This is a genomic window from Streptomyces sp. NPDC053673, assembly GCF_055585225.1.
This window is the reverse complement of the sequence record NZ_JBVJKN010000028.1, coordinates 66,269-92,158: the sequence shown is the minus strand read 5'-3', so window position 1 is coordinate 92,158 and position 25,890 is coordinate 66,269. Positions and strand designations below refer to the sequence as shown.

General features: G+C 70.3%; 21 protein-coding genes and 1 pseudogene. 9 read left to right on the top strand and 13 right to left on the bottom strand.

The genetic code is table 11. The annotated features are described in order from the left end of the window. Positions 1 to 75: 75 nt before the first annotated feature. On the bottom strand, positions 76 to 1,722 hold the full coding sequence (locus ACZ6ZQ_RS30135) for an acyl-CoA synthetase (RefSeq protein WP_469771686.1): 1,647 nt from the start codon (positions 1,720 to 1,722) through the stop codon (positions 76 to 78). A 345-nt stretch (positions 1,723 to 2,067) separates the two neighbouring features. Between ACZ6ZQ_RS30135 and ACZ6ZQ_RS30130 the strand changes: the two genes are divergently transcribed. From ACZ6ZQ_RS30130 to ACZ6ZQ_RS30095, 8 genes are all read left to right on the top strand, one after another. Next, the gene (locus tag ACZ6ZQ_RS30130; RefSeq protein WP_469771670.1) at positions 2,068 to 2,868 is read left to right on the top strand and encodes a crotonase/enoyl-CoA hydratase family protein; all 801 of its coding nucleotides are present in this window, start codon (positions 2,068 to 2,070) and stop codon (positions 2,866 to 2,868) included. Positions 2,869 to 2,916: 48 nt separating this feature from the next. After that, entirely contained in the window at positions 2,917 to 3,888 is a 972-nt protein-coding gene (locus ACZ6ZQ_RS30125) for a Zn-ribbon domain-containing OB-fold protein (RefSeq protein WP_469771669.1), read from the top strand. Between the two features lie 2 nt (positions 3,889 to 3,890). Next, the gene (locus ACZ6ZQ_RS30120; protein ID WP_469771668.1) at positions 3,891 to 4,943 is read left to right on the top strand and encodes a thiolase domain-containing protein; all 1,053 of its coding nucleotides are present in this window, start codon (positions 3,891 to 3,893) and stop codon (positions 4,941 to 4,943) included. Further along, positions 4,933 to 6,102, top strand: coding sequence for a thiolase domain-containing protein (locus tag ACZ6ZQ_RS30115; RefSeq protein ID WP_469771667.1), 1,170 nt, complete (start codon positions 4,933 to 4,935; stop codon positions 6,100 to 6,102). Before ACZ6ZQ_RS30120 ends, ACZ6ZQ_RS30115 begins: the two co-directional genes overlap by 11 nt. Positions 6,103 to 6,209: 107 nt before the next feature. Further along, positions 6,210 to 6,452: a DUF397 domain-containing protein gene (locus ACZ6ZQ_RS30110; protein WP_469771666.1), complete on the top strand. Its 243-nt coding sequence runs from the start codon at positions 6,210 to 6,212 to the stop codon at positions 6,450 to 6,452. A gap of 159 nt (positions 6,453 to 6,611) precedes the next feature. Beyond that, positions 6,612 to 7,010: an ACT domain-containing protein gene (locus tag ACZ6ZQ_RS30105; protein ID WP_469771665.1), complete on the top strand. Its 399-nt coding sequence runs from the start codon at positions 6,612 to 6,614 to the stop codon at positions 7,008 to 7,010. 91 nt (positions 7,011 to 7,101) lie between these two features. Beyond that, a complete protein-coding gene (locus ACZ6ZQ_RS30100; RefSeq protein ID WP_469771664.1) occupies positions 7,102 to 7,602 on the top strand; it encodes a hypothetical protein in 501 nt (166 codons plus the stop codon). A gap of 154 nt (positions 7,603 to 7,756) precedes the next feature. Beyond that, positions 7,757 to 8,023, top strand: a complete 267-nt coding sequence (locus ACZ6ZQ_RS30095) for a glycoside hydrolase N-terminal domain-containing protein (protein ID WP_469771685.1) — start codon at positions 7,757 to 7,759, stop codon at positions 8,021 to 8,023. 204 nt (positions 8,024 to 8,227) lie between these two features. Here ACZ6ZQ_RS30095 and ACZ6ZQ_RS30090 read toward each other — a convergent pair. The 3 genes and pseudogenes from ACZ6ZQ_RS30090 to ACZ6ZQ_RS30080 all read right to left on the bottom strand — a co-directional run. Next, positions 8,228 to 9,378, bottom strand: a pseudogene (locus ACZ6ZQ_RS30090) (terpene synthase family protein); the annotation flags it as partial. A 373-nt stretch (positions 9,379 to 9,751) separates the two neighbouring features. Further along, the gene (locus ACZ6ZQ_RS30085) at positions 9,752 to 11,689 is read right to left on the bottom strand and encodes an N-acetylmuramoyl-L-alanine amidase (RefSeq protein ID WP_469771663.1); all 1,938 of its coding nucleotides are present in this window, start codon (positions 11,687 to 11,689) and stop codon (positions 9,752 to 9,754) included. 454 nt (positions 11,690 to 12,143) lie between these two features. Then, positions 12,144 to 13,262, bottom strand: a complete 1,119-nt coding sequence (locus tag ACZ6ZQ_RS30080; protein ID WP_469771662.1) for an aminoglycoside phosphotransferase family protein — start codon at positions 13,260 to 13,262, stop codon at positions 12,144 to 12,146. A gap of 233 nt (positions 13,263 to 13,495) precedes the next feature. On the opposite strand from ACZ6ZQ_RS30080, the gene ACZ6ZQ_RS30075 reads away from it, so the two are divergent. Continuing rightward, positions 13,496 to 15,004, top strand: coding sequence for a DNA-binding protein NsdB (locus ACZ6ZQ_RS30075; protein ID WP_469771661.1), 1,509 nt, complete (start codon positions 13,496 to 13,498; stop codon positions 15,002 to 15,004). Between the two features lie 263 nt (positions 15,005 to 15,267). Here the strand turns inward: ACZ6ZQ_RS30075 and ACZ6ZQ_RS30070 are convergent, their stop codons facing one another. The 9 genes from ACZ6ZQ_RS30070 to ACZ6ZQ_RS30030 form a co-directional block, all read right to left on the bottom strand. Then, complete coding sequence (locus ACZ6ZQ_RS30070) at positions 15,268 to 16,716, bottom strand: PP2C family protein-serine/threonine phosphatase (RefSeq protein ID WP_469771660.1); 1,449 nt, start codon at positions 16,714 to 16,716, stop codon at positions 15,268 to 15,270. A 157-nt stretch (positions 16,717 to 16,873) separates the two neighbouring features. Next, the gene (locus ACZ6ZQ_RS30065) at positions 16,874 to 17,350 is read right to left on the bottom strand and encodes a nitroreductase family deazaflavin-dependent oxidoreductase (protein ID WP_469771659.1); all 477 of its coding nucleotides are present in this window, start codon (positions 17,348 to 17,350) and stop codon (positions 16,874 to 16,876) included. After that, complete coding sequence (locus ACZ6ZQ_RS30060; RefSeq protein ID WP_469771658.1) at positions 17,347 to 18,726, bottom strand: cytochrome P450; 1,380 nt, start codon at positions 18,724 to 18,726, stop codon at positions 17,347 to 17,349. Before ACZ6ZQ_RS30060 ends, ACZ6ZQ_RS30065 begins: the two co-directional genes overlap by 4 nt. 293 nt (positions 18,727 to 19,019) lie before the next feature. Continuing rightward, positions 19,020 to 19,982, bottom strand: coding sequence for a PfkB family carbohydrate kinase (locus ACZ6ZQ_RS30055; protein ID WP_469771657.1), 963 nt, complete (start codon positions 19,980 to 19,982; stop codon positions 19,020 to 19,022). Further along, positions 19,979 to 20,971: a zinc-dependent alcohol dehydrogenase family protein gene (locus ACZ6ZQ_RS30050; protein WP_469771656.1), complete on the bottom strand. Its 993-nt coding sequence runs from the start codon at positions 20,969 to 20,971 to the stop codon at positions 19,979 to 19,981. The genes ACZ6ZQ_RS30055 and ACZ6ZQ_RS30050 overlap by 4 nt, the downstream gene beginning before the upstream one ends. Then, positions 20,968 to 21,822, bottom strand: coding sequence for a carbohydrate ABC transporter permease (locus ACZ6ZQ_RS30045; protein WP_469771655.1), 855 nt, complete (start codon positions 21,820 to 21,822; stop codon positions 20,968 to 20,970). Before ACZ6ZQ_RS30045 ends, ACZ6ZQ_RS30050 begins: the two co-directional genes overlap by 4 nt. Further along, positions 21,819 to 22,757 (bottom strand): carbohydrate ABC transporter permease, encoded by a 939-nt coding sequence (locus tag ACZ6ZQ_RS30040; RefSeq protein ID WP_469771684.1) that lies wholly within the window; start codon positions 22,755 to 22,757, stop codon positions 21,819 to 21,821. Before ACZ6ZQ_RS30040 ends, ACZ6ZQ_RS30045 begins: the two co-directional genes overlap by 4 nt. A gap of 26 nt (positions 22,758 to 22,783) precedes the next feature. Continuing rightward, entirely contained in the window at positions 22,784 to 24,145 is a 1,362-nt protein-coding gene (locus ACZ6ZQ_RS30035; RefSeq protein ID WP_469771654.1) for an ABC transporter substrate-binding protein, read from the bottom strand. A gap of 78 nt (positions 24,146 to 24,223) precedes the next feature. Next, on the bottom strand, positions 24,224 to 24,985 hold the full coding sequence (locus ACZ6ZQ_RS30030; RefSeq protein WP_469771653.1) for a DeoR/GlpR family DNA-binding transcription regulator: 762 nt from the start codon (positions 24,983 to 24,985) through the stop codon (positions 24,224 to 24,226). Positions 24,986 to 25,890: the final 905 nt, after the last annotated feature.

Sequence of the window (25,890 nt, the reverse complement as noted above, 5' to 3'; positions counted from 1 at the left end):
GGTACGCCGACGCTACGGAACGTCGGCGCTCCGGGATGTCGGTTCGTCGGCGCGCCGGTACTTCGGTACGTCAGGTCACCGGCCCGGGACGGCCTGACCCTCGCCCCCCGCCTCCGCCGTCGCCACCGCCCGCGCCCAGCGGTAGTCCGCCTTCCCGCTCGGCGAGCGCTGGATCGCCGGTGTGATCACCAGTTGCCGGGGGATCTTGTACCCGGCCAGCCGCGTACGACAGTGCGCCTGCACGGAGTCCAGATCCAGCGGATCCGCGCCTGCCCGCAACTGCACGACCGCCGCCACATGGTTGCCCCATGTCGCATCGGGCACCCCCGCGACCAGCGCGTCGTACACGTCCGGATGGGCCTTGAGTGCCTGCTCGACCTCCTCCGGATAGACCTTCTCTCCGCCCGTGTTGATGCACTGCGAGCCGCGACCGAGGACGGTGACGACGCCCTCCTCGTCGACCGTCGCCATGTCGCCGAGCAGCACCCACCGCTCGTCGCCCTTGTGGAAGAAGGTCTCGGCGGTCTTGTCCGGGTCGTTGTAGTAGCCGAGCGGCACATGGCCGCGCTGAGCGATACGGCCCGGCTCACCGACGGCCACGGGTTCGTACGTGGCCGGGTCGATGACCTGCGTACGGGCGTTGACGCGCAGCCGGAAGCCCTTGTCCTGGCCCGAGTCGTCCGTCGCCGTACCGTTGAAGCCGGACTCCGAGGAGCCGAAGTTGTTCAGCAGCATCACGTTCGGCGCCAGCGCCTTGAACTGCTCGCGCACCGTCTCGGACATGATCGCGCCCGACGAGGACACACTGAACAGCGCGGAGAGGTCCGTGCCCTTCAGTGATCCGTTCAGCGCGTCGATCAGCGGCCTCAGCATCGCGTCGCCGACCAGCGACACGGACGTCACCCGCTCCCGCTCGATCGTGCGGAGCACCTCTTCGGGCACGTACTTGCGGTGGAGCACGACCCGCTGCCCGAAGTTGAAGCCGATGAACGCCGTGAGCGTCGACGTCCCGTGCATCAGCGGGGGAGTGGGGAAGAACGTGATGCCGTCGCCCCCCGCCGCCACCCGCTCGGCGAGCTCCTCCGGCCGTTTCACCGGCTCCCCGGTGGGCGCGCCGCCGCCGAGCCCGGCGAAGAAGAGATCCTCCTGCCGCCACATCACACCCTTGGGCATCCCGGTGGTGCCGCCGGTGTAGATGATGAACTGGTCGTCCGCCGAGCGCGGACCGAAGCCGCGCTCCGGCGAGCCGGCCGCCTCGGCGTCCGTGAAGGCCGTGCAGTCGAGCGCGGGGGCGTTCTCGGGAGGGGTCCCCACCCGTACGAGATGCCGGAGCTTCTCCGCCCGCCTCAGGACGGCCGCGACCCGTTCCGTGAACTCGGCGTCGAAGACCAGAGCGGCGAGATCCGCGTCGCGGTAGAGGTAGACCAACTCCTCTTCCACGTAGCGGTAGTTCACATTGACCGGGACGAGGCGTGCCTTCAGGCAGCCGAGGACGGTCTGCAGATACTCGATGCCGTTGTAGAGGTGCAGCCCGAGGTGGTCGCCGGGCTCCAGGCCGGCACCGGCGAGGTGGTGTGCGACGCGGTTCGCGGCGGCGTCGAGCTCCGCGTAGGTGAGCCGGCGCTCCGCGCCCGTTCCGGGATGGTCGATGTGGACCAGCGCCTCGCGGTCCGGGACCACGTCCACGACCGACTCGAACAGGTCGGCAAGGTTGTACTCCACCATTCCTCCTGACCCCGGCCGCACTCGGCGCTGACAACTGCCTCGGAGCGGTCATTAGAGCGCCGCCGCACACAAGTGGGAAGGGGTCCCGCAGAAGAAATCTGACTGACTGTCAGAAAACTATTGAACTGGACCCCGGCCTCCTGCAACCTGTTCTAGTGCCCCTCCCGGCAAGCTTTGCCCTGTCGCGCCGCCCGGCACGCACCCTCGCTGCGTTGGCCGAAAGCCCTGGTAGCTCCGCTACAAGGACTTCCGGCCGCCTTGCGATGGCACGCACCGGACGACGCTCCTCGACGGGCAAACATTGCCGGTCGCGGCACTAGGTCTTGAGACGGGAGGACGGTCATGGCGGGTACGGAACACCTCACCGTGCAGCGCGAGGGCGCCACACTGGTGCTCACCCTGAACAGGCCCGAGGCGAAGAACGCACTGTCGCTGCCGATGCTGGTCGGGCTCCACGACGGCTGGCTGGAGGCCGACGAGGACGACGAGATCCGCTCCGTCGTCCTCACCGGCGCGGGTGGCGCGTTCTGTGCCGGGATGGACCTCAAGGCTCTTGCGGGCAAGGGGATGGACGGGCAGCAGTACCGGGACCGGCTCAGCGCCGACCCCGATCTGCACTGGAAGGCCATGCTGCGCCACCATCGGCCCCGCAAACCGGTCATCGCCGCCGTGGAGGGCCACTGTGTGGCCGGCGGCACGGAGATCCTTCAGGGCACCGACATCCGAGTCGCGGGCGAGAGCGCCACCTTCGGGCTCTTCGAGGTGAAGCGCGGCCTCTTCCCGATCGGTGGCTCGACCGTACGGCTCCAGCGGCAGATTCCGCGCACCCACGCGCTCGAAATGCTCCTCACCGGCCGTCCCTACACCGCCGCCGAAGCAGAACGCATCGGGCTCGTCGGTCACGTCGTCCCCGACGGCACCGCCCTGGACAAGGCCCTCGCCATCGCCGGACAGATCAACGACTGCGGCCCGCTGGCCGTGGAGGCCGTGAAGGCGTCGGTGTACGAGACCGCCGAGATGACGGAGACCGAAGGGCTCGCGGCAGAACTGAAACGCGGCTGGTCCGTCTTCGACACCGCCGACGCGAAGGAGGGCTCCCGGGCGTTCGCCGAGAAACGCCCTCCGGTCTTCCGCCGCGCATGATCCGGCGCCTGACACGCAACCGCCCCCGGAGCACAGAAACGGAGTCCCATGTCAGCCGCCCCCGCACCGGAGGTGCTGCGCGCACCGCTCGTCGTCGAGTTCCCCTTCACCCGCTCCCTCGGTCCCGTCCAGTCCGCCTTCCTCACCGGCCTGCGCGAACGCACCGTCCTCGGTGTGAGGACCTCCGACGGCCGCGTGCTCGTCCCACCCGTCGAGTACGACCCGGAGACCGCCGAAGAGATACGCGACCTCGTCGAGGTCGCCGCCACCGGCACCGTCACCACCTGGGCCTGGAACCCACAGCCGCGCCACGGCCAGCCCCTCGAAACCCCCTTCGCGTGGGTCCTGGTGACACTCGACGGGGCCGGCACCGCGCTGCTGCACGCCCTCGACGCACCCGGCCCCGACGCCGTACGCACCGGCATGCGCGTCCGTGTCCGCTGGGCCGCCGAGCGCACCGGAGCCATCACCGACATCGCCTGCTTCGAACCGTACGAGGACAGCCAGGAGCCCGCCCCGGCACAGGGCCACAGCGGGGAGTTCGAGAACCCCGTCACCGGCATCGTCGCGCCCGCCCGGCTCGACTACACCTACAGCCCCGGCCGCGCCCAGACCCGCTACATCAACGCCCTCGCCGGGCAGCGCACCACCGGCGAACGGTGCCCGTCCTGCCGCAAGGTGTACGTCCCGCCCCGCGGCGCCTGCCCCACCTGCGGCGTCGCCACTTCCGAGCAGGTCGAGGTCGGCCCGCGCGGCACGGTCACCACGTACTGCATCGTCAACATCAAGTCTCGTCATCCGGCGAGCCTGGACATCGAGGTGCCCTACGTCTATGCGCACATCGCCCTCGACGGCGCGGACCTCGCCCTGCACGGCCGCATCGGCGGGATCCCGTACGACCAGGTGCGCATGGGGCTGCGGGTCGAACCCGTGTGGACCGAAGGAGGCCGCTACCCCGACCACTACCGGCCGACCGGCGAACCCGACGCGGACTACGACACCTACAAGGAGCTGTTGTAGCCATGCGAGACGTCGCGATCGTCGCCTTCTCCCAGACCGACCACCGGCGTAGCAGCGAAGAGCTCTCCGAGGTCGAGATGCTGATGCCGGTTCTGCACGAGGTCCTCGACCGGACCGGACTGCGCACCGGCGACATCGGCTTCACCTGCTCCGGATCGTCCGACTATCTCGCCGGACGCGCCTTCTCCTTCACGATGGCCCTGGACGGTGTCGGAGCCTGGCCGCCGATCTCCGAGTCCCATGTCGAGATGGACGGCGCCTGGGCGCTCTACGAGGCCTGGGTGAAGCTCCTCACCGGAGAGGCCGACACCGCACTGGTCTACGCGTACGGGAAGTCCTCGCCCGGCTCCGTGCGCGATGTGCTGACCCGCCAGCTCGACCCCTACTACGTCGCCCCGCTCTGGCCCGATTCGGTCGCCCTCGCCGCGCTCCAGGCGCAGGCGCTCATCGACGCGGAGGACACGAGCGAACGGGAACTCGCCGGTATCGCCGCCCGCAGCCGCACCGCGGCCGCCGCCAACCCGCATGCCCAGCTGCGCGGACTGCGGGATCAGGGGGACTACGTCGTACAGCCGCTGCGCACCGGAGACTGCCCGCCCGTCGGCGACGGCGCGGCCGCGGTGATCCTCGCGGCCGGGGACGGGGCCCGGGAACTGTGCGAACGGCCCGCCTGGATCCGCGGCATGGACCACCGCACCGAACCGCACAGCCTCGGCGTACGCGACCTCACCGACTCGCCTTCCACCCGGCTCGCGGCCGAGCGCGCCGGGGCCTTCGAACGACCGGTCGACACCGCCGAACTGCATGCCCCGTTCACCTCCCAGGAGGTCGTGCTCCGCAAGGCCCTCGACCTCGACGACAGGGTGAGGGTCAACCCGTCCGGCGGAGCACTCGCCGCCAACCCGGTCATGGCCGCGGGCCTCATCCGCATCGGCGAGGCCGCCGCTGGCATCCACCGCGGCGCGTCCGACCGGGCCCTCGCCCACGCCACCTCAGGACCCTGCCTGCAGCAGAACCTGGTCGCCGTCCTCGAAGGAGAGCCGCATGTCCGGTAAGGAGCCCGTGGCCGTCGTCGGCATCGGCCAGACCAAACATGTCGCGGCCCGCCACGACGTGTCCATCGCCGGACTCGTGCGCGAGGCGGCCCGGCGCGCCCTGGACGACGCCCGGCTGACCTGGGCGGACATCGACGCCGTCGTCATCGGTAAGGCCCCCGACTTCTTCGAGGGCGTGATGATGCCGGAGCTCTACCTCGCCGACGCGCTCGGCGCCGTCGGCAAACCCATGCTCCGCGTCCACACCGCGGGTTCGGTCGGTGGCTCCACCGCCCTCGTCGCCTCGAACCTGGTCGCGGCCCGCGTCCACCGCACCGTCCTCACTGTCGCCTTCGAAAAACAGTCCGAGTCGAACGCCATGTGGGGACTGTCGCTGCCCATTCCGTTCCAGCAGCCCCTCCTCGCGGGCGCCGGCGGCTTCTTCGCCCCGCACGTACGGGCGTACATGCGCCGCACCGGCGCACCCGACACGGTCGGCTCCCTCGTCGCGTACAAGGACCGGCGCAACGCCCTGAAGAATCCGTACGCCCATCTGCACGAGCACGGCATCACCCTGGAGAAGGTGCAGTCCTCGCCGATGCTGTGGGACCCGATCCGCTACTCGGAGACCTGCCCGTCGTCCGACGGCGCCTGCGCGATGATCCTCACCGACCGGGCGGGCGCGGCCCGCTCACCGCACCCCCCGGCCTGGGTGCACGGCGGCGCGATGCGCAGCGAGCCCACCCTCTTCGCCGGGAAGGACTTCGTCTCCCCGCAGGCGGGCAAGGACTGCGCGGCCGACGTCTACCGGCAGGCCGGGATCGCCGATCCGCGCCGGGAGATCGACGCCGTCGAGATGTACGTCCCGTTCTCCTGGTACGAGCCGATGTGGCTGGAGAACCTCGGCTTCGCGGCGGAGGGCGAGGGCTGGAAGCTCACCGAGTCCGGCGTCACGGAACTGGACGGTGATCTGCCCGTGAACCCGTCCGGCGGGGTGCTCTCCACCAACCCCATCGGTGCCTCCGGAATGATCCGGTTCGCCGAGGCGGCCCTGCAGGTGCGGGGGCAGGCGGGTGAGCATCAGGTGGACGGCGCCCGCAAGGCGCTCGGCCACGCCTACGGGGGCGGATCACAGTTCTTCTCCATATGGCTGGTCGGCTCGGAGCCGCCCTCGAACTGACCCCCGGGCGCCGCCCGGGCCGGCCGCGGTCGGCCCGCCGCGGCCTGTCCGCGACCGGCGACGATCGCTAGTCTGAGCCCGGACGACGAACCGGGAGGAGTACGGACGTGGCCGAGACCATCACCACGCAGCAGCCGCTTTCGGGGTGGGACAAGCCGGACCTCGATCTGAGCCAGGCCAACTGGCAGTCGGGCAGTCAAGGAGCGGGGGACGTCCAGATCGCCTTCGTCGAGGGTTTCATCGCGATGCGGAACGGTGCCCGCCCCGAGAGCCCGTCACTGATCTTCACTCCGGCCGAATGGCGTGCCTTCGTGCTCAACGCCCGCGAGGGAGAGTTCGACCTCACCTGACCCGACGCGGCGCGCGGGTGGTGCGCCTGGACCTCGGACGCCCACTCAAGCGATTTGTGGATCGTAGATCCGAATCGGCAGTTCGCCTGGGTTCGGAAGGGTCTCTTCTGGATTCTGTGACGGATGCAAGGAGGTAATGGGTGGCCTAGGATGTTGATCATGAGTGGAGAGCGTGATCTGCGCCGCCTGCTGACCGGAATGCGGCCCCAACTGAACCCGGGCCGCTATGTCTTCGCCACCGTCGGCGGCCCGGTTCCAACGGGCCTCACCCCCGTCGTCACCGTCGCCGAGGACGAGGGCCTCACCCTTGTCGTGCGCCAGGAGGAGGCCGACGCCGCCGGGCTGGCCTACGCGTACGTCGCCGGCTGGATCACCCTGCGCGTGCACTCCGCGCTGGAAGCCGTCGGACTGACCGCCGCCGTCGCCCGTGTGCTCGCCGACGCGGGCCTGAGCTGCAACGTCGTCGCGGGCTTCCACCACGACCACTTGTTCGTGCCCTACGACCGTGCCGACGAGGCCGTCACTCTCCTGCGTGATCTGGCCACGCGATCCGCCTGACGGGCGCCCCGGCAGGCGCCGCCGTCGGACCGTGCCGTGGGACGGGAACCCGGGTCGGTCGACGGGGCGCCCGGACACGTACCATGGCGGCATGTCCTTCCTCCGCCGCCGCAGCGCCGCCACTCCCGCGGGCCCGGACTTCGATGTCCTGGCCATGGACCCGGGGGACTGGCCCGGCAATCTGGGCGCGGGCCTGCTGCCCGCGCCGGACGGCAGCTGCCAGGGTGTCTTCCTGCGCTACGACCTGTTCGGCGGCCGCGGCCCCGCGATGATCATCGGCAATCTGCCGGAGGGCTCGCCCGCCCGGGAGCTCACCGAGGGCCAGGTGCCCTTCGAGGTCGCCCAGCTCCTCGCGGCGCTGGAGAACGACGACGAGGTCACGGTCGTCGGTACCGAGGACGTCCCCGTCATGCAAGGCGACAACCTGTTGATCGTCCGCAGGATCAAGCTCTCCGAAAGCCGTATCTCCTGCGTCCAGTTCGACCGCAGCGACAACGTTCTCGTCACCATCGCCAGCTGGGACCGGCCGATCACCGACGATCTGTACGCGCTGCTGAAGCCGCTGCCCGCGGAGCTCTTCCAGCAGGGCTGAACCCTCCCTCGGGCGAGAAGTCCGAGCACGGGCGAACTCCGTCCAAGCGACGGTCTTGTCATGAGCCTTGTCACGCCATTCATCGGACTTTTGGCGTGACTGGACATGACTCAGAGGATCAGTCGCAGGCCACGATGAAGTCGACGCTCGCCGCATCGGGCCTCTGTCGCTGGGAGTTGAGGGGGCGACGGCAGAGGCTGCCACCGCTGACCGGCACTCGACCAAGCGCGTCGACTCCTCCGATGAATGGACACTCTGGTGCGGAGCTCCCGCCACCGACTGGCAACGCGAGACCCTGCCCGTCGGCGGTGGCGCGCTCGGCGCCACCGTCTACGGAACCCTCGCCGCCGAGCGCGTCCAGCTCAACGAGAAGACCCTGTGGACCGGTGGACCGGGCTCCGCACTGGGCTACGCTCGATGACGCAAGCGGGGCCTAAAACCGTACGACACCGGTGCCCGAACCGACACCGGCGGCCGGCCGGAACAGATCGAGGATCCGTACCGCCGACATCCCCAGTGCCATGGGCCCGTCGGTCCGCAACGGGGAACCCGCCCCGCGGCGCACGTCCTCGGCCCCGTAGCGCCGCACGCCCCGGTGCCAGTTCACGATGCCCGCGATCCAGTCCTCCAGCTCCCGCACACAGGCGTCGAAGGCGGCCCTGCCCTTGGCGTCCAGGTTGAACTCCTCGTACAGCACGGGGAGTTCATGATCCTTCACATACAGGAACTGACGCATCCTCGAACGCATCAGATCATCCGTGATCGCGACCGCGCTCGGATGGTCGCAGCCGAAGAACGACTGCACGACCAGCACGCAGTTGTGCACGTCACCCTCGACCTCGATCTCCTTCTGGTACGAGAAGAGGTCGTTGACCAGCATGGCGTAGTCCGACGCGGAGCTCTTCAGGCTCCGCATCGTCCCGCTGCGGTGGATACCGGGCGGAAGTTCACCCTCGTGCCGCAGCCGGCAGAGCATCATCGTGAGATCGGAGCCGAAGGTGTGGCGCCGCATCTCGATGTAGTCGACGGGTCGGGCACCCGGTGCTGCGCCTGGTTCTGGAGCTCCCACAGCCGGCTGTCGAGCATGACGTCCAGGGCCCGTCGCAGCGCGGCCCGCGCCTCGGTGAGCACCCGCAGCGGCCGGGCACCGGCCACCTGCACGGGCAACTCCGCGCCTGCCGCGTACTCGATGAGCCCCGCCGACCACGGCGCGCCGCCGACCTTGCGGCGCATCTCGATGTACTCGACGGGATTGGCGATCCGTCCCTCGTTGATGTTGTCGAGCTCCCAGATGGACTCGTTCAGCAGATGCTCGGTCGCCGACGCGAAACGGGCCCGCCACGCGGGCGACATGCTCGGCACGGTCCGCGCCCACAGATCGGCCAGACCCGCCTCGACCTGGTTCGTCGGCTCCGGGGTGCCCTGTGCCGGATCCAGCGGCATGAACGCCGGCAGCCGGCCCAGATACGCCTTGCCGCCCCGCATGTTCCCGCTGCGCTTGAACACCTCGAGGAAGTGGTCGTCGAAGAAGAACACCCACACGTACCAGTCCGTCACCAGTGACAGCGCCTCGGCCGAACAGTCCGGGTGCGTGTACGCGCACAGCAGGGCGTAGTCGTGCGCTTCGAGATCCTTGGACTCCCAGATCCCCGACCCCTCCAGCATGCCCATGCGGCGCGCCCACTCCCTGGTGTGCTGCCGCGCCGCATCGACATGAGGGTTGAGACGTGCCGGATACGGTACGTAGAAATCCGGCAGTTCGAAGGGCTGTCCCATGCATGCCCGGCCTTTCGGTGAGCGTCCGCGCCAGGGCGTGTTGCGAAAGTCCCGTCTGGCCCGCGACGCCTGGCACGCGCTCCCCCGTAGCCCTGCGGGCACGGGAGGTGCCCCCACGCTGCGTTGTCGGACTCATCCACGTACGTCCAGTACGAGGATGATCTCCCCCCAGAGCTGCGCCTGGGAGGTGCCCCCACCGCCTTGCGATCGCACGCACCAGACGCCGCGGGCCCCGCCCTCCGGGCGGACGGCGCTACTTTCGCAACACGCCCTAGCCGCGCGGACCGGTCGCGTACGGGCCAGCCCTACCCGTCGCCCTTCCGGCCCACGCGGCGGCGGTGATCACCCGTCCGGATGAACCGCCAGGGCCCGGCTAACCAATCATCACGCGCACGTCAGCCGCCTTCACGAACGCGACCCGGTGCCCGAACTGGATCTCGTAGTACATCTCCTTGCCCCGCACCACCCTGTGCCCTGTCGTGTCGAACGTCTGCGCGAAGTAGTACTCGCCCGGAGTCAGGTCGCCGACCACGTACTTCTGGCCCGCGAACAGCTTGTACGGCAGCGGTGTCACGGCCTGCACGGGCACACCCGCCGGGTACGCGGACGCCTCCGGGTAGGCCCGTCCGTACACCGGTACCTCCGCCAGACCCTCCCGGGGCGTGAGGACCACGGCCCGCGCGGCCACCGCGGTCGGCTGCGTACGCGGGTTCAGGAACCAGGCCTTCTGGCCGAGGTACCAGATCGCCGTCCAGTCGCCACGCCGCTCCGCGACCGCGTACCGCTGGCCCGTCGAGGCCCTGGCGCCCGTGTCGTTGACGCCGTTCGTGGAGTCCCCGCCGCCCGGGCGCAGACCGACGTCCTTGACCAGCGGGGCGGACTCGTCCGGCGCGGTGTGCAGCCGTACCGCGCCCGAACCGTGCGGGGCACAGGCATCTCCCGGCTTCGAGCAGCTCGTGTAGAACGGCTGGTGCTGCGCATAGTCCGGACGGATCGTCACCGCGGCGGTGCCCGGACCCCCGGACGGCACGAACGGCCGGCCGAGCAGTGCGAAGTAGTGCGCCCAGTCCCAGTACGGACCCGGGTCGGTGTGCATCCCGGGGATCGTCGAGGGCACCGTGCCCGGCACATTGTCATGGCCGATGATGTGCTGGCGGTCCAGCGGGATGTCGTACCGCTTCGCGAGATACCGCACGAGGCGTGCGGAGGCGCGGTACATCGCCTCGGTGTACCAGGCGTCGGGGCTGACGAGGAAGCCCTCGTGCTCCAGGCCGATCGACTTGGCGTTGACGTACCAGTTCCCGGCATGCCAGCCGACGTCCTTCAGCCGCAGATGCTGTGCGATGTGGCCGTCGGAGGAGCGCAGCGAGTACTGCCAGGACACATACTCCGGGTCCTGGACGAGCTGGAGGGTGGTGTCCCAGGTGGCCTCGGTGTCATGGATGACGATGTACCTGATCGACTGGGACGCGGGCCGGTCGGCCTTGTCGTGATTGCCGTAGTCGCCGTCGCCGAACTCCTCGTACGGCGCCGGGATCCACTCGCACGCCACCGTCTGCGGGCACTCCGTCTGCTCCGCGTCGACGCTGCGCAGGCCGAGCCGCGCGGTGGTCGCCGTGTCCGGGCGCAGGCCGGCGTCGGCGGGCAGCGCGACCAGCTGGCCGCTGTCGGTGGTGCGCCGCTGACCGGAGCGGATGATGTCGTACACATCGTCGGCGTATGTCGTCGCTGTCGCCGTGTCGTCGGCTCCGGAGAACCGTGCCACCGCCCCGTACCAGTCCGCCGGATCGGCGCTGAGCTCCTGGCCGAGCTGCTTCTGCGCGGCGGCGAGCAGGGCCGCGCCACCCCGGATGTTCGCGGCGGGGCTGGTGCGCAGCTGGTCACCCGAGATGCCGGTGAGTTCCGCAGCCCGCTCCAGCGTCCGCAGCCGGTCCGGCAGGACGGACAGGGCTGCCCAGGTCCCGTCCGCCCTGTCACGGCCGGTCATCGGTGCCCGGGAGGCGTCCCCGCGCGCGTCCTCCACGCCGTGCGAATGGTGCGGCGCCTCGGCCAGCGCCGTCCTCGCGTCGGTCAGATGCATCGGGCCGTACCCGCCGGTGACACTCGGCGCGCCGCCATGCCCGTCCCAGCGGGACTGGAGGTAGGAGACACCCAGCAGAACGCTCTGCGGCACCCGGTACTCGGCGGCCGCGGCGGCGAACTCCCGCTGCAGCGCGTCGGACGCCGGCTGTTCCGCGGTGGCGGACGGGGCGGCCGAGACCAGAGGCAGCAGCAGGGCCGCGGACGCCACGGCGCCACCGGCCCTGAGCACGCGTCCGCGGATACTTCTCGGTCGTGGACGAGCGGATTCCGGCACGGCAGCCTCCAGGGGCGGGTGATGCGCAAGGGGACACGCAGGGCTGAACTCGCCTACAGGGGTAGCGGCTGTCCGATGGTCCCGTCAATGGATCAGCGCTGGTGGCGCGGTGGCCTGCAACGCTTCACCGGAATGGACCAATGTCCGTACGGGCGGCAAGAGTTGAATCCCGTGGTCCCGGGGCGTGCCGCTCCGCCAGGACAGGCTCTGAGCCGGCTGTCGGTCGGCCCGAGCGGGGGAGGGGGAGCGGGGGAGCGGGCCGCGTCGAGGCTGTACGGGCCGCCTGGGGTGCGGTGAGGACGAGCGGAGCTCGCGGGTGTCGGTGGGCCCTGGCGGCACAACCAACAGAGCGCTGCGCGTCCAGTGTGTCGGCACTGGGCGCGCAGCGCTCTTCCCCCGTATCGGACGGTCAGCGAGTGCCGACCGCAGCGCGCACGGCCCGCCGTGCCAGCGCGCAGTCGTCGTGCAGCCGCCGCAACAGCAGCCGCTGCTCCTCCCCGGACGAGATCCCGCCGTGCTGCGGCTGGACGGTCCCGGCCGGAGCCGCCTCCCGCATCGTCCGCTGCACCGCCGTCTCGTACGTCCGGATCTCCCGGGTCAGCACCATCATCAGGTTCACCAGGAACGCGTCCCGCACCGCGGGACCCGACTGCTGAGCCAGCTGGCTGATCTGCCGCCGCGCCACCGGGGCGTCGCCCAGGACCGCCCAGAGCGTCGCGAGGTCGTACCCCGGCAGGTACCAGCCCGCGTGCTCCCAGTCGACCAGTACCGGACCCGTCGGAGCCAGCAGAATGTTCGAGAGCAGCGCGTCGCCGTGACAGAACTGGCCCACGCCCTGCCGACCGCCGGCATGCGCCAGACCGTGCAGCAGCTTCTGCAGATCGCCCAGGTCACGGTCGGTGAACAGCCCGAGCTCGTGATAGCGGGCGATCCGCGACGCGTAGTCCAGCGGCGCGTCGAACATCCCGGCCGGCGGCCGCCATGTGTTCAGCCGTGTGATCGCTCCGAGCGCCGCCCGGACGTCCGCGCGCGGCGGAGCCTCCGACGGATGCCGGGCGAGGGCGGCCGGACGGCCGGGCATCCGCTCGATCACCAGCGTGCAGTTGTCCGGATCCGCGGCGATGAGCCGCGGCACCCGCACCGGCGGGCGGTGCCGGACGAACGCACGGTATGCCGCTATTTCGTGCCGGAGGTGCTCGGCCCACACCGGCGACTGGTCCAGTAAGCACTTGGCAACCGCGGTCGTGCGCCCTGTGGTGCCGACGAGCAGGACCGACCGGCCGCTTCTGCGCAGCACCTGGACCGGATTGAACTCCGGGCAGATGCGGTGCACCGACGCGATCGCCATGCGGAGCTGCGCGCCCTGAGGGCCGGACAAGTCGATTCTCCCGCTGAGCGGTTGGCTGACCGTCCCCGGCCACCGCCGGGTACGGCCGACGGTGGCGGGATCGAGAAACGGCCCGCTGCCGGCCTGCACGGAACGCTGCGGTCGGGGCGGGGCGGACACGGAGGACGATGCTGTGTACATGGGCGAGACAGATCCCTTCGTGTGCCGACAAGTCGCGTGCGCGCCCCTGCCCCGGAAGCCTTGGGCACCCTGGGGAATGCGGTGGGGCCGCCGGGGCGGGGTGGCGCGTTCCTAACTGACACCCAGTCATGGGTGGCACACCATCTGGCGCACCCTGGCGAACCCTGGCGAATAGTCGCCACGCATCTGACAGGCGGTTACTGTCAACTCAGCCGAGAACCTGGGGGCTTGACGTGACCGGAGAACCCAACACCCGCCTTGCAGACCTGTTCGGCCTCGCCGGCTGGTCCAAAGGCGAGCTCGCGCGGCTCGTGAACCGGCAGGCGGCGGCCATGGGCCACCCCCAGCTGGCGACCGACACCTCGCGCGTGCGGCGTTGGATCGACATGGGGGAGACCCCGCGCGATCCCGTGCCCAGAGTGCTGGCAGCTTTGTTCACCGAGCGACTCGGCCGTGTCGTGACCATCGAGGACCTCGGGTTCGTACGGCACGGGCGCACAGGGAAACGGCGAGACGTCAGCAGCATGAAGAACCCTGACGGCCTGCCATGGGCGCCCGAACGTACGGCGGCGGTCCTCACCGAATTCACGGGAATGGACCTCATGCTCAACCGACGTGGCCTGGTGGGCGCGGGCGCCGCGCTCGCCGCAGGCTCCGCACTCAGCAGCGCCATGCACGACTGGCTGCACACCGACCCCGCACTCGCCAACACCACCTCGCCTTCGTGGGCTTCCCGCATCGACGATCCCTTGCACGCCGACCCCGCTGGGTTCGACCGCTATGAGGCCGCCCCCATCGGGTCGCAGGAGATCGAGGCACTGGAGCGCTCCGTCGAAGTGTTCCGCGCCTGGGACGCGGCCCGCGGCGGCGGGCTCCAGCGCAAGGCCGTCGTGGGCCAGCTCAACGAAGTGGGCGGCATGCTCGCCTACCGCCACCCCGACCATCTCCAGCGGCGCCTGTGGGGCGTCGCTGCCAACCTCGCCGTCCTCGCCGGCTGGATGTCCCACGACGTCGGCCTCGAACCCACCGCACAGAAGTACTTCGTCATCGCCGCCCACGCGGCCCGCGAGGGCGGCGACCGCCCCCGCGCCGGCGAAGCACTCTCCAGGGCGGCCCGCCAGATGGTGCACCTCGGCCGTCCGGACGACGCCCTCGATCTGATGAAGCTCGCCAAGTCCGGCTCCGGCGAGCAGACCCTGCCGCGGACGCACGCGATGCTGCGCACCATCGAAGCCTGGGCGCAGGCCTCGATGGGCAAGGGCCAGGCCATGCGCCGCACCCTCGGCGAAGCCGAGGAACTGTTCGTCTCCGACAAGGGAGATGTGCCACCGCCCAGCTGGATGCAGATGTTCGACGAGGCGGACCTGCACGGAATGCAGGCCCTCGCCTACCGCACCCTCGCCGAGCACGAACCCGCCGCCGCGAGCACCGCGCAGCGCCACGCCAAGCAGGCGTTGGAACTGCGGGAGGGCGGCCGACAGCGATCCAAGATCTTCGACTACATCTCCCTGGCCTCGGCCTGCTTCATCGCCGACGACCCGGAACAGGCGGACCGATACGCTCGGTTGGCGCTGGTGTCGATGGGGGAGACCTCGTCGCACCGCACCTGGGACCGGCTGCGCGAGATGTACCGGCTCACTGGACAGTACGCGGGATACGCGAGGATCCAGGACCTCCGAGAGGAGATCCAACTCGCCCTGCCTCAAAGCCCGTCGAAGCGTCAGAGAAGCGCGGAGATCTGACCCGCAGACCTGATCCGCAAGCCTGACCCACAGATCTGACCGGGAGAGCCGGCCGTAGCCGTGATCCGGCGATTCGACCGCAGCTCCAACCCGGAGATCCGACGGCAGATCTGAACCCCGCAGTTCCGAACCCAGATCCCCCGGGGGCCGGGGCACCCGACCACGCAGACAATTCGTGCCGGGCCCCTGACGATTTCTGCCCGCTTGAGGACCGCTTTCGACCCGTCTTCGGTTCGTCCTGTCCGGTCCGCGATCCCTACTCGCTACCCGCTGATGCAGGCGATCATCACGCAGGCGTCGTCCTGACGCTCGCTCTCGCCGAACTCCTCGACGATCAACCGTACGCATTCCTGTGCGTTGTGGCAGACGGCGAAGCGGGGGGCGAGAGCGAGCAGACGGTCCACGTCGGACCCGTCGCGGGCGTCGGCACCCCTCGTCAGCCCGTCCGTGTGCAACACCAGCACATCCCCCGGGTACAACTCCACTTCAGCCTGCTCGTACGCCGCTCCGGTCGTCGCCCCGAGGAGCACCCCGTCCGGCTGAGTCAGCGCACGCCCTGTCCCGCCGCGGAACAGCAGCGGGGCCGGGTGTCCCGCCTGCGCCCAGCGCAGCAGCCGGGTCCTCGTGTCGTAGTGGCAGCACACCGCGCTGCCGAGTGCCGGCTGCGCCGCGGAGTCCAGCAGCTGATTGAGGTGACCCATCAGCGGACCGGGGTGGATGCCTGCCACGGCCATGCCGCGCAGCGCGCCCAGGAGCATCGTCATCGTCGAAGTGGCGGTCACGCCATGGCCGGTGAGGTCGCCGACGCTCAACAGTGTTCGGTCGCCGGGCAGTTCGAGCGCGTCGAACCAGTTCCCGCCGATCAGTGCGCTGGTTGCGGACGGCAGATAGTGGCCCGCCAGGTCCAGCGCCTTGGGGCCGTCCTCGGGGAGGGTGAGCGAACCACGCCAGGGCGGCAGGACCGCCTCCTGCATCTCCACCGTGATCCGGCGCTCGGTCCGGTCGATGTGCTGTCGGCGGGCGAGCGTGTCCCGTGACTCACGCACGGCACGCTGTGTCCGGCGCAGCTCGCTGACATCCCGTAAGACCGCCCACATCGATGCGGTGCAACCGTCGGCGTCGAGCACCGGCTCACCCATCATGTGGAGCGTACGGACACGGCCGTCGGCCCGGACGATGCGGAACTCGTCGTCGATCGGCTTCCCGTCGATGAGGCAGTCCGTCAACAGCGCAGTGAGCAGGCCCTGGTCCTCGGCGAACACCATGGAAGGCAGCTCGTCCAGTGACATGGGGCCGCTCTTGGTGGGCCTCCCGAAGATCTGGTACAGCTCCTCCGACCAACTGACCTCGTCCGTCAGCAGATTCCACTCGGCACTGCCGACCCGGCTGAGCAGCGAACCGGTGCGCGGAGCCATGCCCTCGTACGGCCCGGGCCCCTCCTCCTCGTCCAGAGCGTCGAGCAGCTCCGGCAGAGTGGGCAGGCCTTCCTTGAGCTGCCCCAAGTGCGCGCCGAGATCATCGAGATGATGCACCGCCAGATCACACAGCGCGCGCTGCCAGCGGCCCTGCGGATCGTCCTCGTCCACCACCGCGTCGCGCCGGACCGCGTCCACATCGCCGCGCAGGCGGCGGGTCTGTGAGATCAGCTCGTCCACCGTGCCGCGCCGGGGCGGTTGCGGGGCGGGACGGTCCGCGAACAGATGGGACGGCATGTCGTACTCCGATACAGGCGCGGCACGGCCAGGTCTGAGGAAAGGACCGGTTACGACTGTTGCACAGGCGGCGAGGACACGTAAGCCATTTGGCAACACTCGATACGGTGGTGCTTCCGACATATGCCTAAGGCCCTACTGGCCGACCGGCTCAGCATCATGGACGGTCATCGACCCGCGTCAGCCGTACCACCGGAATGTCGCGCACCGTGCGCTGCTGATACCCGGCGTACGGAGCGAACACGTCAACCAGGTGCGGCCAGACCCGGGCCTTCTCGTCCGGTTTCAGGGTCTCGGCACGCGCCGGGAACCGCTGTGTGCCGACGCGGAGCCACACATCCGGCTCGTCCCGCAGATTCAGGTACCACAGCGGGTGCCGGTCCGCGCCCCCGTTGGAGGCCACGATCAGATAGTCGTCGCCGTCGCGGCCGTAGATGAGGACGGTGCGGCGCCAGGCGCCCGAGCGCCGCCCGCGGTAGTCGAGCAGGAGGCAGGGAGCGCCCTGTATGGTCGTCCCCTTCGTTCCGCCCGACTCCTCGTACAACGTGGCCTGTTGGGCCACCCAGTCGGTGGGGCTGATGTCCACCGCGTCCGGCTCGTGCCCCGCAGCGTGCCCCGCGTCGCGTTCGGTCATGGGGCCACGGTAACTCCAGGCGCCCCGGTGGGCCGCAGCACGGCGCGCACCGGAGCGCCGGGCTGCAGCGTCAGTCCGGTCCTCGGCGGCACCTCGCCCGGGCCCGTGTCGACGTGGAAGCGCTGCGCCAGCGTCGCCAGCACCAGCACTGCCTCGACCATGGCGAACCGCGCCCCCAGACAAGCCCGGGCACCACCGCCGAACGGGAACCAGGCATGGTCGGGCACGCCCGGCTCGGCCCCGGCGTCCCACCGCTCCGGCCGGAACGCCTCGGGCTCGGGGAACCAGCGTGCGTCCCGGTGTGCGCTCCACTGGCTCGACCACACCACCGTCCCCTCGGGCACCGGCAGCCCGCCCAGCGTCGACCCCTCCTTCGCTATCCCCGTCATCAGCCACACCGGAGGGAACAGCCGCAGGGTCTCCTTCACCACCTGCTCGGTGAACGGGAGCTGCCGCAGATCGTCGAAGTCCGGCGTACGGCCGGCGAGGACGCGGTCCAGCTCCTCGCCGAGCCGCGCACGGGCCTGGGGATTCCGGGACAGCAGATACCAGGCCCAGGTCAGCGTGGTGCCCGTCGTCTCGTGCCCGCCGATGTACAGCGTGACCGCCTCGTCGCGGACCTCCTTGTCGGACAGCGGCCGCCCCTCCTCGTCGCGCGCCGCCAGCAGCCGGCTCAGCAGATCGTCCCGCTCCGCACCGCTGCGCCGTCGCTCCCCGGTCACCCGGCCCACCTCGGCGTCGATCACCGCGACGGCGCTGCGCAGCCTTCGGCGGCCGGGTGTCGCCACCCACGGCGGCAGAAACAGCGTGATGCCCCGGAACTCGTCGCCGATCGCTCGCTGGGCCACATCCATGGCCGAGCCGATCACGTCCTCCCGTCCGGCCGTATCGGCGCCGAACAGCGTTCGCACGGCGATCCGCTGAGTGAGCGCCAGCATCTCCCGCCGCACGTCGATGTGCTGCCCGGGCTGCCATGCGTCCAGCAGCTCGGCCGCGCACTGAGCCATCGTCCCTGCGTAGGACCGCACCTGGCGGGGCCGCACCGCGGGCTGGACCAGCGCACGCTTGCGCCGCCAGGCCGGTCCTTCCGACGTCACCACACCGTCCCCGAGCACCAGCTTGAACGCCCAGCCCAGCTCGGGGTGGCGGAAGACGGTCTCGATGCCGGTCAGCAGCTCCCCGATGTGCTCGGGACGCGACACGAACAGAGCGCGCTGCGGCCCGAGCCGCCACTCCACGAAGTCCCCTCGGTCCCGCAGCCGTTCGAAGAAGCCGAGCGGGTCGCGTGCGAACGCGGGCAGATTGCCGAGCCCCGGCAGCCGCCTCGGTCCGGCCACGACGGTGTCCCGCCCGGAAGCAGTCGCATCTGCGGTCATCCCGATGCCTCCCCGAAGAGTGAACCGCCGGGCTGCCCAGCGGCGTCATCTCACACGCACGACATGTGCACTCGACGCACACGCACGACATGTGCACGACCAGACTCTAAGGCTGCGGCGCGCCCGGGTGCCGTCCCGGGGACGCCTTCATGAACGCCTTCATGAACGCCTTCATGAACACCTCCACAAACGCCTTCGCCCGTCGCTGAACGCCACGGTCCGCCGAGCCGTACTGATCCGTGGCGGCCGTGGCGTGATCGCCCGGCCACCCCGCCGCCGGCAAGGCCAGGACCTCAGCCGTTGCCGGCGGGAGCGGGGGCGGAGGAAGGGGCGGCGGGCGCGTGCACGGGGGGCACGCACCCGCCGCTCCGCGCGCACACCATTGCCGCGACCTCGGCGGCATACGCCAGCATGGCCCCGGCCGGTCCCGCGCCGATACCGGCCGGCGCCCCGCGCCGAAGGAGCCCTGCAGCGGCCAGCCAGGCGAGCACCCCGGCCATGAACGCGTCCCCGGCGCCGATCGTGTTGACCACGGCGACCGGCACGGCCGGCACCGACACCGGCGCGGCGGACGAAGTGAAGGCCGTACCGCCCCGGGCACCGCGGGTCATGACGACGAGCCGGCCCTCCCCGGCCAGTCTGCTCGCCGACACCTCCGGATCCGTCCCCGGCCAGAGCAACGCCAGGTCCTCGTCGCTCGCCTTCACCACCTGCGCCAGTGTGCAGAGCTCCCGCAGCAGCTCCCGGCCGTCGTCCGCCTCACCACGCACATTGGGATCCACGACCAGCAGCCCGTGCTCCGCGGCCTCGCGCGCCGCCAGCGCGACCGCCCCGGCCGCGGGTTCGACGACGGCGGCCAGACCGCCCGCGTAGACGGCGCCGAAGCCGGACACCTCCCGCGCTGTCACCTCCGGCAGCCGGAACGTGGCCGTGTCCCGCAGATGGAAGTGGTAGCCGTTCCCCTGCGGCCCCGGATCGGCGACCGCCAGCGCCGTCGGCAACGACGAGCGGGCGCACAGCTGCGTGCCGACGCCCGCGGAGCGCAGCCATTCCTCGACGGTGCGCCCGAACGAGTCCCCGCCGAAACCGCCCGCGAACGCGGCCGGCGTGCCCAGCCGGGCCAGACCCACGGCGACGTTCGCCGGCGCGCCGCCCGGCTGCGCGCGCCTCAACTCCGGGTCCTGAGAGACCGGTACGAGATCGATCAGAGCCTCGCCCAGCACGAGGACCGCATCGGCTCCGGGCCCGCCGCTCACGGCTCCACCACGATCTTGCGGCCCTGCCCCGCCCGGAACTGGTCGATCGCCTGCGGGTACTGCTCCAGCGACAGCCGGTCGCTGATGAACACCCCAGGGTCGAGCACCCCGGTGGCGAACAGCGCCGCGGCCCGCTCGTAACTGTGCAGCACCGCCATCGAACCGGTGATGGTGATCTCCTGGTTGTAGATGCGGTACGGCTCGATCACCGCCGTCGTCGCGTAGTCGCTGACACCGAACTGCAGGAACGTCCCGCCCTTGGCGACCCGACCGAGCCCGTCCTGGATGGCCGCGGCGTTGCCCGTCGCGTCGATGACCACATCCCAGCCGCCCGGAGCCCGGTCCAGCTCCTGCGCCGTGGCCGCCGTCGCCGAGCAGCCGAGGAGCTCCGCCGTCGCGAGGCGCTCCGGATTGATGTCCAGGACGTCGACGCCGGCCGCTCCGGTGCGCTTGGCGAGCTCCAGCATCATCAGGCCCATCGTCCCGGAGCCGTAGATCAGCACACTCGCGCCGAGCGTGCCGCTGAGCACGTCGTAGCCGCGCACCGCGCAGGACAGCGGTTCGATCAGCGCCGCGTCCCGGACGTCGATGTGGTCCGGCAGCCGTACACAGTTCGCCACCGGCGCCACCGCGAACTCGGCCGCACCGCCCGGCACCGTGACCCCGATCGCCGCCCAGCGGTCGCACAGGTTGCCCCGCCCGGCACGGCAGTAGCGGCACTCATGGCAGTGCAGGGAAGGATCGACGGCGACCCGGTCGCCCGGCGCGAGCTCGGTGACCTCGGAACCGACGGCGACGACCTCTCCCGCGAACTCGTGGCCCGGCACGATCGGGAGCGTCGGCGCGAACTCGCCCTGCAGGATGTGCAGATCGGTTCCGCACAGCCCGCACGACGCCACCTTGACGACGACGTCGCGGGGGCCGGGCGACGGGTCGGGGACGGTCGTGACGGACACCTTGCCGGGGGCTTCGACGATCGCGGCCCTCATTTGACAGCTCCAAGGGAAAGGCCCTGGACGAGCTTGTCCTGGGCGGCGTAACCGGCGGCCAGCACCGGCAGGGACACAACGACGGACGCGGCGCACAGCTGAGCCAGGAACAGCCCCTGGCTGGTGACGAATCCGGTGAGGAAGACGGGCGCGGTCTGGGCGACGACCCCCGTCAGCACCCGGGCGAACAGCAACTCGTTCCAGCTGAAGATGAAGCAGATCAGGGCCGTCGCGGCGATCCCGGGCCCGGCGACCGGCGCGACCACCCGCGCCAGCACCGTCGGCAGCCGCGCCCCGTCCACCTGCGCCGCCTCGATGATCGACACCGGCACATCGGCGAGGAACGACTGCATCATCCACACCGCGATCGGCAGATTCATCGAGGTGTAGAGCAGGATCAGCAGCCAGATGTTGTCCAGCAGCCCCGCGTTCTTCGCGAACAGATAGATCGGCAGCAGACCGGCGACGGCCGGCAGCATCTTCGTGGACAGGAAGAAGAACATCACATCCGTCCACTTGGGCACCCGCCGGATCGACAGCGCGTACGCCGCGGGCAGCGCCAGCACCAGGACCAGCACCGTGGAGAGCACCGCTGCAGTCGCGGAGTTGATCAGCGGTGGCCACGGCGGCCCGGCCCCGCCCCCGGCGAAGAACGTCCGGTAGCCGTCGAGGGTGAGCGGGGCGGCGACGGACGGCGGGTTCGTCGCCGCGTCCTGCTCCGAATGGAAGGAGGTGAGCAGCATCCATGCGGCCGGCAGACAGAATCCGAGGCCGGCGACCCAGGCCAGCAGCCCCAGTGCGGCGGACCGCTGCCGCGCACGCCGGACGAGCGAAGAAGTAGCGGTCGTCATGCGCGGCCGGCCTCCTCACGGAACAGGGACGAGACCACACGCAGCGCGAACGTCGCGAGCACCATCGTGCCGATCACGACGACCACACCCGCCGCGGACGCGAGCCCGTACTCATGGGCCTGGTAGAAGGTCTGGTAGATGGTGTACGGGAGGTTGGCGGTGCCGAGCCCCCCGGAGGTGATCGTGAACACCGCGTCGAAGTTCTGCACGATGTAGATCGAGCCGAGCAGCACGCCGAGTTCGAGATAGCGCCGCAGATGGGGCAGCGTCAGCCAGCGGAAGATCTGCCAGCTGCTCGCGCCGTCCAGCCGGGCGGCCTCGATCATCTCGCCGGGCCGGCTCTGCAGCCCGGCGAGCAGGATGAGCATCATGAACGGCGTCCACTGCCACACCAGCGCCGCCTCGACCGCGACGAGCGGCATGTCCGAGGCCCATTCCGGCTGCGCGGGGTCCGTCACGCCGAAGAACCCCGCGATCCAGGTCCAGGCCCCGTTCAGCAGCCCGTACTCCGGGTTGTACAGCACGTGCTTCCACAGCAGGGCGGCGGAGACCGGCACCAGCAGGAACGGTGTGATCAGCAGCGTACGGACGAATCCCCGGCCGGCGAACGTACGGTCCAGCAGCAGCGCCAGGGCCAGACCGAGCAGCACACTCACCAGCACGACGGTCGCGGTCAGCAGCACCGTCGTCAGTACGGAGTCCCGCAGCGCGGGATCGGAGACCACGGACGCGTAGTTGGACAGTGCGGTGAATCGCCGGGCTTCCGGATCGAGCGAGTTCCAGTCGAACAGCGAGATCACGAGCGTCGCCACGAAGGGCAGCTGCGTCACGGCGATGAGGAAGACGAGCGCGGGCAGCAGCGGCGCGCGGGTGGCCCAGGCGCGCGGGCCACGTCGCGGGCGCACAGGGACCGCCGAGCGGGCGGACGACGACAGGGGAGCCGCCGTCCCGACGGACGTACTCACCGGTACTCCTCAGCGACCTTCTCGGCCAGCTTCTGCGAGGCCGCCAGCGCCTCCGCGACCGACTTGCGGCCCGCGATCGCCGCGCTGATCTCCTGCGACACCTTGGTCCCGAGATCGGTGAACTCCGGAATGCCGACGAACTGGATGCCTGCCGCCGGGCGCGGCTGCACTCCCGGGTTCACGGGGTCGGCCGCGCCGATCGCCTCCCGGGTGACCTCGGCGAACGCCTGAGCCTGCTCGCGGTACTCCGGACTGGCGTAGGTCGAGCTGCGCTTCCCGGCCGGCACATCGGCCCACCCGACCTGATCGCCGACCAGCTGCTCGTACTCCTTGCCCGACGCCCAGGAGATGAACTTCCAGGCGCTGTCGGCCTTCTTGGACGCCTTCTGCATGCCCCAGGCCCAGGTGTACAGCCAGCCGGAGCTCTCTGTCCTGTCCACCGGCGCCGGTACGTACCCGATCTTCCCCTTGACCGGGGAGTCCTTGGCCTCCAGCGACCCGGCACCGGCCGTGGCGTCGTACCACATCGCCGTCTTGCCCTGCGTCATGTTGTTGAGGCACTCGGCGTATCCGGCCTGCGCGGCGCCCGCCTCGCCGTGCTCGCGCACGAGCTTGACGTAGAACTCGGTGGCCTTCGTGAACTCGGGAGAGGTCAGCCGGGCCTGCCAGTCCTTGGTGAACCAGGTGCCGCCCATGGTGTTCACGACCGTCGTCAGCGGCGCCATGACCTCGCCCCAGCCCGGCAGCCCGCGCAGGCAGATGCCCTTCATCCCGCTCTCGGCCCCGTCGGCCTTCGCCGCGAGATCCGCGACCTGCTGCCAGGTCGGCTTCGCGGGCATCTTCAGCCCCTTCGCGGCGAACACGTCCTTGCGGTACATGAGGAACGACGACTCGCCGTAGAACGGCTCCGCGTAGAGCTTGCCGTCCGCGGCCGTGAGCGATTCGGCCAGCGGCTCGAGAATGTCGCCCTGGTCGAAGGCCTTGTCCTGCGCGGCGTACGAGTCCAGGGGGTGCAGCCAGCCGTTCTTCGCGTAGAACGGCACCTCGTAGTTGCTTATGGTGGCGATGTCGTACTGCCCGGCCTGGTTGGAGAAGTCCTGGCTGATCTTGTCGCGGACGTCGTTCTCCGGGAGCACCGTGAAGCGCACCTTGATGCCGGTGCTCTTGGTGAAGTGGTCCGCAGTGAGCTTCTGCAGCTGAACCATCGGCGGGTTGTTCACCATCAGGACGTTGAGCGTGTCACCGTCGGCGGCGTCGCTGCTTCCGCCGGCCCCCGCGCACCCCGCGAGGAGCGCGGCGGCGGCCGTCACCGCGCCGAGCCGGATGCGTACGGCGGATGGTCGTTGCCTCAGAGCCATGATTCTCTCCTTGTTCTCGGGCATGCCGGATCTGCTCGCGTCGGGCTCTTCCGGCGGGGATTTCCTTGAACGGGCGGGTCAGACGCGGATGACCTGTGGACCGAGGAGCGAGTAGCGCCGCGCCTCCGCCGAGGGCAGCCCGTTGTCGGTGACGATCGCCTCGAAGTCGCCCACATCGGCGAACCTGCTGAAGCTGACCGCCCCGAACTTCGTGTGGACCCCGGCGAACACATGCCGCCGGGCGCTGCGCATGGCCTGCGCCTTCACCTCACCGACGGCCGGGTCGGGAGTCGTCAGCCCGTACTCCCGGGAGATGCCGTTCGCGCCCACGAAGGCCAGATCGATGACGAAGCCCGCGAGCATCCGCACGGCCCAGTGATCGACGGTGGCCAGCGTGCCTCCGCGGACCCGTCCGCCGAGCAGCAGGACCGACACATGCTCCGCGCCCGCCAGACCCGACGCCACCGCCAGCGACGCGGTCACCACCGTCAGCGGCCGGTCACGCGGCAGCGCTTCGGCGATCAGCTGCGGTGTGAAGCCCTCGTCGACGAAGACCGTCTCGGCATCGCCCAGCAGCTCGGCAGCGGCCACCGCGATCCGCGACTTCTGCGGCACGTGCCGCGTCGTGCGGAACGCCAGTGTGGTTTCGAATCCGGCGCTCTCCACCGGGTACGCACCGCCGTGCGTACGCCGCACCAGCCCGTGCTCCTCGAGCGCGTGCAGATCGCGCCGGATGGTCTCCTTGGCGACCCGGAACCGTCCGGCCAGGCCGTTGACCTCGACCGACCCGTCATTGCGGGCCGCCTCGAGAATGCCCCGGCGACGCTCCTCGGTGTCCACGGCACACTTCCTTGCTGCTCACTGATGCTGCGGCTCTGCGCCCGTTCGGGCCCATGCGTCGTTTCTACAAGCAGCACACGCATTGGACCAGGCTCTTCGCGGCATCGGCTGCGCCCGTTCGTGCCCGTTTCACATCGGGTGTTCGTCCTGGTCACACTGCCCCTCGTGGGATCCGGGCGGTCAGGCGCTGCCCGTTGTCCGCCGCATCATCGCCCGAACGGTGCCCGTTGCCCCACCCATCGCCACTGCGCTCACCGCCGAGCAGTGGCGCCGCTGCGCGGCAACCGACCGGACCGCCTGCCTCTGGCCCACTCCTTCCAGGTCTTGCCCCACTGGCCCGGGCGGAGCTTTTGCGCGTCCGGGTAGCCGAGGCGTGAAAGGCCTCGCGTTCTCGGTTGGCGGGCCTGCCGCCGATCATCTTCCGCAGTTCCTTCGCGATACCGTCCAGCACCTGGGCCACCTCGTCGCTGCTCGTCGTGCTCGGCGACGAGCAGGTGAAGGGAGCTCGATCCGCCGCGTCGATCCGGCCGGACAGGCCCTGGTCGCAGCTCCCAGCGTGCGACTGCGACCAGCGCCTTCGCTCCGCACGCGGTCATGCGCCGCAGCCGGGGGACGGGCGGCGGACATCGATCACGAAGCGCTCCGGATCATGCAGCTTCGCGGTCTTGTACACCGGCTTGGTGTCGAAGGCGGCACCGAAGGTGACCACCCCAGCGGGCGTTCGTGACCAGTGCTGTCTGCGGTGCTGTGGAGTGCGGCGGAGCCGCGGAAGCCGGGAGTGTCGCGGCGACCCCGGCGGTGAGAAGAACACCCGCGGCGAGAGCCGCAAGGCGCGGACGGTAATACATGACGTCCCCCCATTTCTCCTGATACGGGGACAGTGGTGTCACAAGGGGGAGACACTC

Excerpts from the sequence above, each read along its gene's own strand:
- ACZ6ZQ_RS30130 (WP_469771670.1), top strand. The coding sequence starts at position 2,068 with ATGGCGGGTACGGAACACCTCACCGTGCAGCGCGAGGGCGCCACACTG.
- ACZ6ZQ_RS30125 (WP_469771669.1), top strand. The coding sequence starts at position 2,917 with ATGTCAGCCGCCCCCGCACCGGAGGTGCTGCGCGCACCGCTCGTCGTC.
- ACZ6ZQ_RS30120 (WP_469771668.1), top strand. The coding sequence starts at position 3,891 with ATGCGAGACGTCGCGATCGTCGCCTTCTCCCAGACCGACCACCGGCGT.
- ACZ6ZQ_RS30115 (WP_469771667.1), top strand. The coding sequence starts at position 4,933 with ATGTCCGGTAAGGAGCCCGTGGCCGTCGTCGGCATCGGCCAGACCAAA.
- ACZ6ZQ_RS30105 (WP_469771665.1), top strand. The coding sequence starts at position 6,612 with ATGAGTGGAGAGCGTGATCTGCGCCGCCTGCTGACCGGAATGCGGCCC.
- ACZ6ZQ_RS30100 (WP_469771664.1), top strand. The coding sequence starts at position 7,102 with ATGTCCTTCCTCCGCCGCCGCAGCGCCGCCACTCCCGCGGGCCCGGAC.
- ACZ6ZQ_RS30080 (WP_469771662.1), bottom strand. The coding sequence starts at position 13,262 with ATGTACACAGCATCGTCCTCCGTGTCCGCCCCGCCCCGACCGCAGCGT.
- ACZ6ZQ_RS30070 (WP_469771660.1), bottom strand. The coding sequence starts at position 16,716 with ATGCCGTCCCATCTGTTCGCGGACCGTCCCGCCCCGCAACCGCCCCGG.
- ACZ6ZQ_RS30065 (WP_469771659.1), bottom strand. The coding sequence starts at position 17,350 with ATGACCGAACGCGACGCGGGGCACGCTGCGGGGCACGAGCCGGACGCG.
- ACZ6ZQ_RS30060 (WP_469771658.1), bottom strand. The coding sequence starts at position 18,726 with ATGACCGCAGATGCGACTGCTTCCGGGCGGGACACCGTCGTGGCCGGA.
- ACZ6ZQ_RS30050 (WP_469771656.1), bottom strand. The coding sequence starts at position 20,971 with ATGAGGGCCGCGATCGTCGAAGCCCCCGGCAAGGTGTCCGTCACGACC.
- ACZ6ZQ_RS30045 (WP_469771655.1), bottom strand. The coding sequence starts at position 21,822 with ATGACGACCGCTACTTCTTCGCTCGTCCGGCGTGCGCGGCAGCGGTCC.
- ACZ6ZQ_RS30035 (WP_469771654.1), bottom strand. The coding sequence starts at position 24,145 with ATGGCTCTGAGGCAACGACCATCCGCCGTACGCATCCGGCTCGGCGCG.